Origin of the sequence: Acinetobacter sp. ESBL14 (assembly GCF_036668815.1) — a bacterium.
Classification (GTDB): domain Bacteria; phylum Pseudomonadota; class Gammaproteobacteria; order Pseudomonadales; family Moraxellaceae; genus Acinetobacter; species Acinetobacter gyllenbergii.
This window is the reverse complement of the sequence record NZ_JAZEVS010000006.1, coordinates 32,350-44,729: the sequence shown is the minus strand read 5'-3', so window position 1 is coordinate 44,729 and position 12,380 is coordinate 32,350. Positions and strand designations below refer to the sequence as shown.

At 41.1% G+C, this 12,380-nt stretch carries 11 protein-coding genes and 1 tRNA gene; 4 read left to right on the top strand and 8 right to left on the bottom strand.

Going from position 1 to position 12,380, the window contains the following annotated elements; translation table 11 throughout:
* Positions 1-36 precede the first annotated feature (36 nt).
* The 3 genes from V6E90_RS16940 to hemE all read right to left on the bottom strand — a co-directional run bounded on the left by V6E90_RS16940 (position 37) and on the right by hemE (position 2,602).
* Positions 37-507, bottom strand: a complete 471-nt coding sequence (locus tag V6E90_RS16940; protein ID WP_016540479.1) for a DUF3015 family protein — start codon at positions 505-507, stop codon at positions 37-39.
* 183 nt (positions 508-690) lie between these two features.
* A complete protein-coding gene (locus V6E90_RS16935) occupies positions 691-1,485 on the bottom strand; it encodes a DUF817 family protein (protein ID WP_332606007.1) in 795 nt (264 codons plus the stop codon).
* Between the two features lie 43 nt (positions 1,486-1,528).
* Complete coding sequence (gene hemE, locus V6E90_RS16930; protein WP_016540477.1) at positions 1,529-2,602, bottom strand: uroporphyrinogen decarboxylase; 1,074 nt, start codon at positions 2,600-2,602, stop codon at positions 1,529-1,531.
* Positions 2,603-2,798: 196 nt separating this feature from the next.
* Between hemE and V6E90_RS16925 the strand changes: the two genes are divergently transcribed.
* Positions 2,799-4,001, top strand: a complete 1,203-nt coding sequence (locus tag V6E90_RS16925) for a L,D-transpeptidase family protein (RefSeq protein WP_332606006.1) — start codon at positions 2,799-2,801, stop codon at positions 3,999-4,001.
* A 58-nt stretch (positions 4,002-4,059) separates the two neighbouring features.
* Here the strand turns inward: V6E90_RS16925 and V6E90_RS16920 are convergent, their stop codons facing one another.
* Positions 4,060-5,331, bottom strand: a complete 1,272-nt coding sequence (locus tag V6E90_RS16920; RefSeq protein WP_262756811.1) for a diguanylate cyclase — start codon at positions 5,329-5,331, stop codon at positions 4,060-4,062.
* 163 nt (positions 5,332-5,494) lie between these two features.
* Here V6E90_RS16920 and pyrC point away from each other — a divergent pair, with 163 nt between their 5' ends.
* From pyrC to V6E90_RS16905, 3 genes are all read left to right on the top strand, one after another.
* Entirely contained in the window at positions 5,495-6,529 is a 1,035-nt protein-coding gene (gene pyrC, locus V6E90_RS16915; protein ID WP_016660390.1) for a dihydroorotase, read from the top strand.
* The gene (gene rnt, locus V6E90_RS16910) at positions 6,514-7,179 is read left to right on the top strand and encodes a ribonuclease T (protein ID WP_016540473.1); all 666 of its coding nucleotides are present in this window, start codon (positions 6,514-6,516) and stop codon (positions 7,177-7,179) included. Before pyrC ends, rnt begins: the two co-directional genes overlap by 16 nt.
* Before the next feature lie 19 nt (positions 7,180-7,198).
* Positions 7,199-7,274: transfer RNA gene (locus tag V6E90_RS16905), tRNA-Glu, on the top strand.
* Positions 7,275-7,362: 88 nt separating this feature from the next.
* Here V6E90_RS16905 and V6E90_RS16900 read toward each other — a convergent pair.
* The 4 genes from V6E90_RS16900 to yejB all read right to left on the bottom strand — a co-directional run bounded on the left by V6E90_RS16900 (position 7,363) and on the right by yejB (position 12,372).
* Positions 7,363-8,607 (bottom strand): NADH:flavin oxidoreductase/NADH oxidase family protein, encoded by a 1,245-nt coding sequence (locus tag V6E90_RS16900; RefSeq protein WP_332606005.1) that lies wholly within the window; start codon positions 8,605-8,607, stop codon positions 7,363-7,365.
* A gap of 111 nt (positions 8,608-8,718) precedes the next feature.
* Positions 8,719-10,314 carry an ABC transporter ATP-binding protein gene (locus V6E90_RS16895; protein ID WP_332606108.1) on the bottom strand — a complete coding sequence of 532 codons (1,596 nt, stop codon included), beginning with the start codon at positions 10,312-10,314 and terminating at the stop codon, positions 8,719-8,721.
* Complete coding sequence (locus tag V6E90_RS16890) at positions 10,292-11,302, bottom strand: ABC transporter permease (RefSeq protein WP_332606004.1); 1,011 nt, start codon at positions 11,300-11,302, stop codon at positions 10,292-10,294. Before V6E90_RS16890 ends, V6E90_RS16895 begins: the two co-directional genes overlap by 23 nt.
* Positions 11,302-12,372 (bottom strand): microcin C ABC transporter permease YejB, encoded by a 1,071-nt coding sequence (gene yejB / locus V6E90_RS16885; protein ID WP_332606003.1) that lies wholly within the window; start codon positions 12,370-12,372, stop codon positions 11,302-11,304. Before yejB ends, V6E90_RS16890 begins: the two co-directional genes overlap by 1 nt.
* Positions 12,373-12,380: the final 8 nt, after the last annotated feature.

The following is a 12,380-nucleotide window of genomic DNA, read 5'->3' as shown; positions in this document are numbered from 1 at the left end:
ACCCTGCCATCAAGACAGGGTTTTTGCATGCAGCAATTAAACGTATGCTTTAAGCACCGCATCTTTTGCCATTACGCCTTGTAATGCATCGAGAACTTGAAGTGAGTTGGTATTTTTGCTTGAATAAATTTCAGCAAAATTTGCTTTAGACACAGCAAAGAAACGTGCTTTGTCATTGGCTTTAATTTGCATTAATTCAGCAAGCACATTTAAGCTTTCACCTTGGCCAACAGCCATATCACGTGCCAAAGATTCAGCATTTTCATTGGTGAAGGTCACCACTTGAGCTGTTACCGTACCACCTTGACGGCATCCTAGAGTACCAAAAGTAATACCTAATAATTGGTTAGTAAAAATACCATTGGTTGTTGCAGCAAGAATTTTAGGTGCAACACCTTTTTTACCTGCCCATACTTGTGTACCCACACCACAACCAACATCATTGTCAGCCATTGCAACAGTTGAACCAGCGGCTAATAGAGCGGCTAATGCAATTTTTTTTAACATAGGAACGAACTCCAGTATCAATTATTCTTCAATATTTGTTATCACTATTGTGTGTGTAATCAATCTTACACAGAAGTTAAAATAACCAGCTTAGCGTGTTTTAGCAAATAAATTTTGAAATATATCTGAAATACTCATAACCAAGGGGAATTAGAAAAGTCTGTTAAAAGAACTTTAAGCCATCTAATTTAACTGCCACGCCCCATTTTTATCTCTGGTTCCCAAGATTTTTAATACCAACACCAAGCTCAGTAATAATAAAAGATACCATGACCCAAGCTTCCCCCAACCCACCATATGCCAAGCATCGACTTGGCTTGGATAAAGCCAGATTTTATAAAAGGTACTGATGTTTTCTGCAATCCAAATCAAAAATGCAAGTAATAATAAAATCGGTAACATCGGTACACTAAAACGATGTTGTTGCAATTGAAAATACAGTTTTGTTTTCCAGAAAATCAAAGCGCTCCAGATAAATAATGCAATCCGAATATCAGGAATAAAAAACTTAGTCATAAAGTTGAGATAAGACAACACCGCCAAGCACAGCATATTGCCAAAATTGGGTAGGTTTTCGAAAGAAACCTGATAAAGCCTCAGAGAACGAGCAAAAAAACTGCCTACGGCTGAATACATAAAACCAGCAAACAACGGCACAGTGAACAGTTTTAAAACCGCAGGCTGCGGATATTGCCATGATGCGATGGCAGGATGAGTGAGAAAAATCTCCATCCCCATGGCCATAATATGAAATAAGGCAATCACCTTCGCTTCTGCCCATGACTCGAGCTTTAAATAGATCAGGCAAACTTGAATAATCAGTGCGTAAAACAATAAATAGTCATAACGAAAGAAACCATAATACTCATGACTCCCCATCGGGGCGGTGACTGCAAATGCAATCAAAAGCAACAATCCAAATAAGGCAGCCGAAGCTGCCTTAGTGATAAAGTTGAGCGGTAATACAATCAACTGCACAAAACGAATCCTAGCGTGTTTATTTTAAAAGACTTAAAAAATATCAACCTAAATACTTAGCACTGTACTCATGCACAGTATCAACAAAAATCTTCGGTTGTGCTGGATCCACCCATTGCGTGATACCGTGACCTAAATTCGCGATATAGCCTGTTTTTTCACCACTGGCATAAGCATCATCCAACATGGCTTTCACTGATTTTTCAATTGAAGCAGCTGAACCATAAAGCACAGCAGGATCTAAATTACCTTGTAACGCAGCTCGTCCTGCAACCACATCACGTGCAGTATAAAGCGGTGTAGTCCAATCTAGACCAAATGCATCTGCTCCTGTCGTTAGCATGGTTTCCAACCATTGCCCGCCACCTTTGGTAAACAGAATGATCGGAATACGTTGACCATCTTTTTCACGTTGAAGCCCTGCAATAATCTTGGTCATATAGTTCAATGAAAATTCAACATATTCTCTATGCGCAAGCGCCCCCCCCCAGCTATCAAAAATCTGGATCGCTTGTGCGCCCGCATCAATTTGCGCATTGAGATAATCAATTACTGAATCAGCTAAATGATCAAGTAAGGCATGTAATACTTCTGGCTGCGCGTACATCATATTTTTAATGAAGCGAAACTCTTTACTTGATCCACCTTCAACCATATACGTTGCTAAAGTCCACGGACTTCCAGAGAAACCAATCAACGGAACTTGTCCATTCAAAGCAGAACGAATGGTCGAAACGGCATTCATGACATAAGCCAGATCAGACTTGGCATTTAATTTAGGTAAATTCGCCACATCTTGTGCAGTACGAACTGTTTTATGAAACTTTGGCCCTTCACCTGTCTCAAAATACAGCCCCAAACCTAGAGCATCAGGAACCGTTAAAATATCTGAAAATAAAATTGCCGCATCGAGCTCATAACGGCGTAATGGCTGTAACGTCACTTCGCAAGCAAAGTCAGTATTTTTACATAGAGATAAGAAGTCCCCTGCCTGCGCACGAGTTTCACGATATTCTGGTAAATAACGTCCTGCTTGACGCATCATCCATACAGGTGTGGTGTCTACAGGTTCACGTAATAAAGCTCGTAAAAAACGATCATTTTTCAACGTTGTCATTACCAATCTCTAAATTTTTCATGTAGCGCGCATCATAACAAAGTTAGCTTGGAATTTATAATTTCAATCGTATTCAAATTTATGCACTCAAATAAATTTCGCTTTTACACAAAACTGCTACTGCAAGTGACATTATTTTCTGTAATACTTGCAACATCTTATATCCCAATATGAATAATTCTTAAGGTTGAATTACATGTTTGTTCGCTCATTACTCGCTATGAGTTTAAGTTGTATTCTTGCTAATGTTGCTTTTGCTGCTCCAACAACTGAGCAACCATTAAATCCAAAACAAATTTCGGGTTCAGTACAAGATCCTATTGACCCATTAGCGATTGAACATACAGCGTCAAGTGTTGTTGCTAATCCAGCTTCAAGTGTTGCCGCACCAGCCGCATCTGAGCCACAAATTAATACTGGTGCTGCATCAGTTGTATCGCAAAAATTAGAAAGCACACCTGATACCACAACGACGACAGCTGCTCCAACGACTAAAATTTCGTGGACACTCGATAGCATGAATAATGCTGAATATCCTGAAGCTTTACCAAAAGGACAGCTTCCTGCCTACGCACGTGCGCATGTCATGTTGAACAATGCCCATGCGTCACCTGGGGCGATTGATGGCTCAAACGGCAAAAACACTTTAAAAGCGATCGCATCATTCCAGCAAATGAATGGTTTAACACCTACAGGTCAGTTAAGCAAAGAAACATGGGATGCCTTGGTTGCAAAACAAACCAAACCAGCCTATGTCGAATACACCATTACTGATGCTGACCTCAAAGGCCCATATGCGGATTCAATCCCTTCTGACTATGCTTTACAAGCCAAAATGAAAGGTTTGTATTACACCCGTGTAACTGAAATGTTGGGTGAAAAATTCCATATGGATGAAAATTTCTTAAAGAAATTAAATCCAACAGCGACGTTCAAAAAAGCAGGTGAAAAAATTATTGTGGCCAATGTCCGCAATGACTTACCTGAAGATATTCATTTGATTGTTGCACACAAAGGCGCAAGACAGCTGTATTTATTCAACAGCCGTAATCAAATGATTGCCTCATTTCCTGCAACAATTGGCAGTACTGATACACCTTCTCCAACAGGTACTTATAAAGTAGTGGGTGTGGCAAAAAATCCTTGGTATAGCTATTCACCTTCTAACTTTGTCCAAGGTAAAAACCTTAAACCTCTTTCTTTACCACCGGGTCCAAATGCACCCGTCGGTAATATTTGGATCGGTTTAAGTAAAAAATCATTTGGTATTCATGGTACGCCAAACCCATCTTTAATTTCTAAGACTGCATCGCATGGTTGTATTCGTTTAACCAACTGGGATGCCAATGACTTAGGTGCTAAAGTACGTTCAGGTGTAACGGTAAAATTCTTGGAATAATCTGAGTATTTTCGATAAAAAAACCGAATATCCATGTTGATATTCGGTTTTTTTAATTTCAAATATGCTGCTCTATATTGGGTAAAGGCTGATAATAAATTTGATTACGTCCAAGTTGCTTGGCCCGATATAGCGCCTTATCCGCAGTGTGTATCAACATCTCTTGGCTAATTTTAGGATTACCATTAAAGACTGTGATCCCCAAACTAATGGTGACATGGTTAGATACTAGAGATTTATCATGCGGGATCATTAAACGATCAATGGCACGGTAAATATTGGTTGCGACTGCATATGCGCCTTGTGCAGAGGTTTCAGGTAATAACACCACAAACTCCTCCCCACCATAACGTGCAATAAAATCCATATGCCGAATCGAGCTTTTAATGGTTTTTGCAATGGATGAGATCACTTGATCCCCCATTTGATGCCCATAAAAATCATTGTAGTTTTTAAAATAATCAATATCGATAAACAGTACCGACAGCGATTTCCGATCTTTACAAGCTAACTCATAATAATAAGTGCACATCTCTTCAAATGTACGCCGATTTGACACATCAGTCAGTTCATCATGCTGACTCAAGTGCAATAACTCAGAGGCTTGGATACGTAAAATCTGCTCATCAATTTCTGAAATTTTGGACTTTATAAATATTTTTCTTTCTTTGGAAGTCAGCATAACACTGATCGAAAAACCAAGCAGTAAGCTTCCAATCAATGTCCGCCCAACCATGAGAAAATCACTTGAGTTATCCAACCAATACGAAACAAACAAGATCGTGATTGCAGCAAGCGAACCAATCCACAACATATGTACAGGACGAATACCACTGAGAATAAATCCCAACATATACAGGAATGCAATGAGCACCATGGCTTGATTTTGCAGTACCAGATTTGAAACACTCATCATCAAGACTGAGGTTAATACAATGGTCAGGAACACGATCAGACAAGCAGCAGGATAAAACAATGTATTGAGTTGTTTAAACCGAGAAAAAGCCCAGAACAAGAACAGCGCGATACCAACAACAATCAGACTGAGAATACTATAGATAAAATCGAGAACAAAATATGCACTTCCACGAATGACGAGAAAATTAGAGGGCAAGATCAACAGTACAAATATGGTATAGGTAATGACACCCTGACCGAAAAACTGAATCGCATTGAGACGAGTTCGATCAACATTAAATCTCCAGAATTCATTTTCTAATTTTTGCGGTAAAGTCTGATGGGTCTTTTTAGATTTAGAATGTTGGGCAACAAGCTGCTCTAGGTCTTCTTTTGACCTCCTTAATTGATCAAGATCATAGCTGTTGTCCATCCCATCTACTCTTTTTATACTGCACTATTATTGTGCCGCATAAAAAATAACATAATTTCTCATTTTGTCATGTGCTTTGCTTAACCACTTATCCGTAATTGTAGTTACCATTTTCACACTTTATGCATTATTATTTGTATTATTTTTAAGTTTGAAGTAGACCTTGAATACTCTTACACTTTTGCAACCCGATGATTGGCACGCACACCTGCGTGATGGTTTAGCTTTAAAACGTACTGTCCCTGATTTAGCCAAGCAATTTGCACGCGCAATTTGTATGCCCAATCTTGTTCCACCTGTTAAAACGGTAGAAGAAGCTTTAGCCTATCGCGAGCGTATCCTTGCCCATGTGCCTGAAGGCTTGAACTTTGACCCACGCATGGTGCTTTATTTTACCGATCATACGTCTCCAGATGAAGTTCGTAAAATTAAAGAGTCTGAATTCGTCAATGCCATCAAACTTTATCCAGCGGGTGCGACCACTAACTCAGACAATGGTGTTAGTGATATTCGCAAAGTGTATGCCGTGATTGAACAACTGGAAGAACATCAGGTTCCATTGTTACTACATGGAGAAGTGACGCATAATCACGTCGACATTTTTGATCGTGAAAAAAAATTCTTAGATGAAGTGCTGTCGCCGTTATTGAAACAGTTCCCAAAACTAAAAGTCGTGTTAGAACACATTACAACAAGTGATGCGGCGAATTTTGTGTTGGAACAAGATCGTAATGTTGCAGCAACCATTACCCCACAACATTTATTATTCAACCGGAATGATATGTTAGTCGGTGGTGTCAAACCACATTTCTATTGCTTACCGATTTTAAAACGTCAGACTCATCAAACGACTTTATTAGAAGTCGCGACCAGTGGTAATCCTAAATTTTTCTTGGGTACTGACAGTGCACCACATGCACAAAATGCCAAAGAGAATGCCTGTGGTTGTGCAGGTTGCTACAGCGCACCAAATGCGATTGAACTGTATGCACAGGCCTTTGATCAGGTTGGTAAGTTAGAACGCCTAGAAGGCTTTGCGAGTATGTTTGGTGCTGATTTCTATGGCCTACCACGCAATACCTCAACCATTACCTTAGTGAAAGAAGACATTACCGTCGCTGAATCTTTTGATTATCTTGAAGATCAGAAAATTATTCCACTTCATGCTGGTAAAACCCTGCAATGGAGAAAAGTGTGACCCAAGAAGAAAACAAAGCGCCTGTCATTGGTCAGCGTTTTCGTGGATTTTTACCTGTTGTTGTCGATGTGGAAACAGCAGGCTTTAATTCTCAAACCGATGCACTACTTGAAATCGCCTGTATCCCAATTGTCTATGATGAAAATGGGCAATTTGTCCCAGGCCCATCTTTTCAAGCACATATCAATCCTTTTGAAGGTGCGAATCTTGACCGCCGCTCATTAGACTTCATTGGTATTGATCCATTCAATCCAATGCGTGTTGCAATGGCAGAAGATGAGCGCAGCGCTTTGCGTCGTATTTTCAAATCATTGAATGAAGTGCGTAAAGCCCAGCATTGTACCCATGCTGTCTTAGTGGGTCATAACGCGCACTTTGACTTAGGTTTCCTGCAAGCAGCGATTGCACGTTCGGGTACCAAAAATCAAAACCCGTTTCACAGTTTCTCTGTCTTTGATACCGTGACTTTAAGTGCGGTCATGTTTGGACAAACGGTATTGGCACGTGCCTGTATTCAGGCTGGTATTGAGTTTGATGGCAAAGAAGCCCATTCTGCGTTGTACGATACGCAGAAGACGGCTGAACTGTTTTGCTATATTTTGAACAAACTGTCTCCTCACCTTCTTGACAGTTTGGTGACAGAACCCTAATATACACCCACCTCAAGAAGTCCCTATCGTCTAGAGGCCTAGGACATCGCCCTTTCACGGCGGTAACCGGGGTTCGAATCCCCGTAGGGACGCCAAATTTGAAAAAGCCACTGCATCTTAAGACAGTGGCTTTTTTTATTTGCTTAGAACAATAAAAAGGACTCCGAAGAGCCCTGATATATCTTATGCAGACTTCCGCGAATTGACCCGACCTTTTACCACCGCCTTGATATTCCCTTTGGCATAGTTCAAAAATACCAACAATGGAGATAATTTCGGATTTGGTTTTTTACCCTGTCCAATGGCTTTGAACTGTGCGGCATACCAGATGATTTCCATAATCGCCATCTTATCGACAAATGGAATACCTGTTTTGATTTGGTTCACAGCATAACGAACATCATGACCTGCGATTAAACGTTCAGGTAAATCAACTTCAACCGCCAATGGGCGCGCAATCCCGATAAAATCACATGCACCACTTTGCAATGCAGCATTCATTCCTTCAACTGTACGGAAGCCACCCGTTACCATCAATTTACATGCCACATGTTGACGAATTTTTTCTGCAAATTCTAAGAAATAAGCTTCACGCGCGATCGTACTCGCCTTACGCTTTTCTGCTTTAGCACCTGCCATGGCTGGAGCTTCGTAAGTGCCACCAGAAATTTCAATAATGTCAATTCCCGCAGCATCAATGGCTTTAAACACGGTAATCACATCTTCTTCTGTAATCCCACCGCGCTGGAAATCTGCCGAGTTCAGTTTGACTGAAATAATGAAGTTTTCAGAAGTTGCATCACGCATCGCCTGATAAGCATCGATCAAGAAACGCATACGATTCTCAATCGAACCGCCCCATTGATCTGTACGTTTATTGGTCAAAGGTGATAGAAATTGGCTAATCAAATAACCATGTGCACCATGTAATTGCACACCTTCAAAACCCGCTTTTTCACAGACTGCAGCTGCTGTCGCAAAACGCTGGATAATATCTAAAATTTCGTCGTGCTTAAGTTCACGTGGTGTGCCAAACATTGCCGCAAGCATTGGACTAAATGGCACAGCTGAGGGTGCGACCGTTTCCTTGTTTAAACCCTTTGGACATTGACGACCAGGATGTGACAATTGAATCAATTGCACCATGCCATGTTTCTTACCCACAGCAGCCCATTGCTTGAGTTTTTCCAAATCACGTTCGGTTTCAATTGCAACCACACCCGGCTCATTCTTGGCGCCCACATTTACCATCACGTTTCCAGTAATGGCACAGCCCAAACCACCTTTTGCCCATGCTTCGTATAGACCAATCAATAGATCATTGGGTTGCCCTGCATCATTGGCAAGTGCCTCGCTCATCGCCCCTTTGATAATGCGGTTTTTAAATATGGTATTGCGAATCTGGATACTGTCTGCAATCTGACTCATGGTCATCCTCTGCTACAATTAGAGTATTTACTCTAATTTAATCTGATTATTGTTACTGTCAAGCATTCTTCCGATGAACTGACAATAGCATATGTCAATTTAATTACAATGCTAATATTCACTCGCAGAAATCAGTTGGCGGGTATATTCCGTCTGAGGCTGGCTAAATAAAAGTGCTGTGGCTTGATATTCCAAAGCTTTGCCTTGATGCATCACCAAAACTTTTTGACACAGTGCTTTAATGACTTGTAAGTCATGACTAATAAAGAGATAGCTGATGTGTTCTTGCTGCTGTAAACGACGTAACAATTGAATGATGGCTAACTGCGTGCTTCGATCCAAGGCGGAGGTCGGTTCATCTAGAATCAGTAATTTTGGTTTTAGCACCAGTGCTCTTGCAAGTGCGACACGTTGCCGTTGCCCACCAGAAAGCTGATGTGGATACTTCTGTTTATCCGCTAAAGATAATTCAACTTTTGCCAAAACAGCATCGACTTCAGCTTGGCACTGCTGCTTTGAAATGGATTGAAGATGGAGCCCTTCTACAATAATCTGCTCGACCGACATACGAGGGTTCAGGCTGCTAAAAGGGTCCTGAAACACGATCTGAAATTCTGGTCGAAGCGGTCGTAACTGTTTCTGGGTCAACTGGTTTAAATCATGTGCCTGAAAATGAATATGACCTTCACTTCGAATCAACCGTGCAATTGCCAAAGCCAATGACGATTTTCCTGAACCACTTTCTCCAACGATACCCAAAGCTTCGCCCTGAGACAGACTCAACTGAATAGATGCTGCTGCAACCTTATACGCTTTAACCTGATGGAATAACCCCTGCCGAATCGGATATTTGACCGTGACATCGTTCAGTTCAAGCAAGGTAGGTGCAGGCTGCATCACCAAGGCTTGTCCAAAATCATGATTGAGTAAATTCTGGGTATAGGACTTTTCAGGGTAGTTAAATATTTCATTAATCGTACCCTGCTCTTCAACACGGCCTTGATTAAGCACCACCACATGATCAGCATAATGCTTAACTAAATTCAGGTCATGACTAATCAAAATAATTGCCATCTTACGTTGCTGCTGTAAGCGTTTTAATAACGTTAAAATTTGTACTTGCAGCAGCACATCTAAAGCCGTGGTTGGCTCATCGGCAATTAGAATTTCTGGTTCTAAAGCTAAAGCCATTGCTAACATGACCCGTTGCCGCTGCCCACCAGACAACTCATGTGGATAGCACTTTAGTATATCTATTGCATCGTTGATTTCGACATCCTGCAACAACGACACGCAACGCTGTCGAATTTCGGCCTGAGTAACACCAAGTTGCAATAGGCTCTCACCCAACATTTTTTCTACTGTGTGCAAAGGGTTTAAAGCCGTCATCGGCTCTTGGAAAATCATGCCAATACGTTTACCACGAATCTGCTGTAACTGGCTCTGGCTCAAAGCCAGCAAGTTTTCCCCTGCAATTTCAACCTGACCTTGCACCATAAAACTTTCTGGCAATAAACCCAAAATCGCCAACACACTGATGGTTTTACCTGAACCACTTTCTCCAACCAGTGCAATCGTTTGCGCTGGATATAAATCAAAACTCAAACTCTCAAGCAAGCACTGCCCTGTTTCATTACAAATATTGAGTTGCTGAACAGTTAATAAGGCGGATTGATCAAACTGTTTATCGTCTTGGGTCAAATGCATCACGTGCAGCCTCCCCAATAAAAATCAATAAAGACAGTACAATCGCCAATGTAAAAAAGCCAGACAGCACCAACCACGGCGCATCTAAGTTATTTTTGCCTTGCAATAATAATTCACCCAATGATGCAGCATCAGGCGGTAGACCATAACCTAAGAAATCCAATGCAGTTAAGGCAATAATATTGGCAGTCAACATAAACGGAATCTGTGACAAACTTGAACTCATTGCATTCGGTAAAATATGCTTAAAGATAATTTTATGATCCGTTACACCCAACGCATGCGCTGCACGGACATAATCAAAATTGCGCGCCCGCAAGAACTCTGCACGTACGAGCCCAACCAACTGAGTCCAACCAAATAACAACATGATCAAAAATAGCCAATAAATACTGGGGCTAAACATACTCACCAAGATCATGACAATGAACAACATTGGCAAGCCACCCCAGACCTCCAAAATTCGTTGCCCGATTAAATCAATCCAGCCACCATAATAGCCCTGTATTGCGCCAACAATAACGCCAATCACGGCAGAACACAGCGTCAAAGCAAAACCAAATAAAAGAGAAACACGCAGACCATAAAGGATTCGAGCAAACACATCACGCCCTTGATCATCCGTTCCCAGCCAATTTTGGGCGCTTGGCGCTGAGGGAACAGGCACTGCCAAAGATAAATTGGGTGTCTGATAAGCAAAAGGAATCGGTGCAGCAATCATCCAGCCCTGTTTTTGAATCAGCTGTTTTACCGCAGGATCTTGATAATCGGTTGTTGTTTCAAAGACGCCACCAAAGGTGGTTTCGGGATAATCTTTCAAGATCGGGAAATAAAACGACTGCTGGTAACGAACCAACAACGGCTTGTCATTGGCAATCAGTTCAGCAAATAAGGACAATACAAAGATCGATAAAAACAAAATCAGACAACAAAAGCCCAATTTATTTTGCCTAAATCGCTCAAAACGCGCGCGCATCAAAGGAGACATCACTTTCCACCTCTTGATGCAAAATCAATGCGCGGATCAATCAAGTGATACAGCACATCACCGATTAAACGCAATAGCATCCCAAATAAGGTAAATAAGAATAAAGTCCCGAAAATAACAGGATAATCGCGCTGAGTAATCGCTTCAAAACCTAATAACCCAATCCCATCTAAATTAAAAATGATTTCGATAAATAGATTACCGACAAATAAAATACCTACTAATGCTTCTGGTAAGGCTGCCACCACCACCAAAATCGCATTGCGAAAGACATGTCCATAAAGCACCTGATTGTCATTAAGACCTTTTGATCTTGCCGTCAGCACATAGGGCTTTTTCAGTTCTTCAACAAAAGAATATTTCGTCAAATAGCTCAATGCGGCAAAACTACCCAAGACCATACTCAGGATCGGCAAACACATATGCCACAAATAATCTTGTATTTTTGCCCATAAACTGAATTGAGCAAAGTCCTCTGAAACCAGTCCCTGCAAGGGAAACCATTGTAAATAACTGCCACCAGCAAAAAAAACCATCAACACGATGGCAAATACAAAAGATGGAATGGCATAACTCACGGCTAATAATAAGGACGTAGATTGATCAAACAGTAAGCCATTATTTTTAGCCTTTTTAATGCCCAGTGGGATTGCGATCAGATAGATCAGGAAGGTACTCCATAGACCCAAAGACAGGGTGACAGGTAGCTTTTCATATAACAGTTGGGTGACAGGTTTATCTTTAAAAAAGCTGGTCCCGAAATCTAGGCTTAAATAGCCTTTTAACATCAACCAAAAACGTTCAGTCGCAGGTCGATCAAAGCCATATTGTGCTTTGATGGTTTCAATCATTTCTGGGCTTAAACCACGCGCACCTTCATATTGTGCCAAGGTGGTCAAACTGGATGATGTACTCGTACCGACACCGAAGCCTTGCGCATTCTGGATTTGCTGAATCGCCTGCTCAACAGGGCCCCCAGGTGCAATTTGTACAATACAAAAATTAATCAATAAAATGAAAAATAATGTCGGGATCATCAATAACATTCTTTTCAGAATATAGTGAACCATTTAATAAG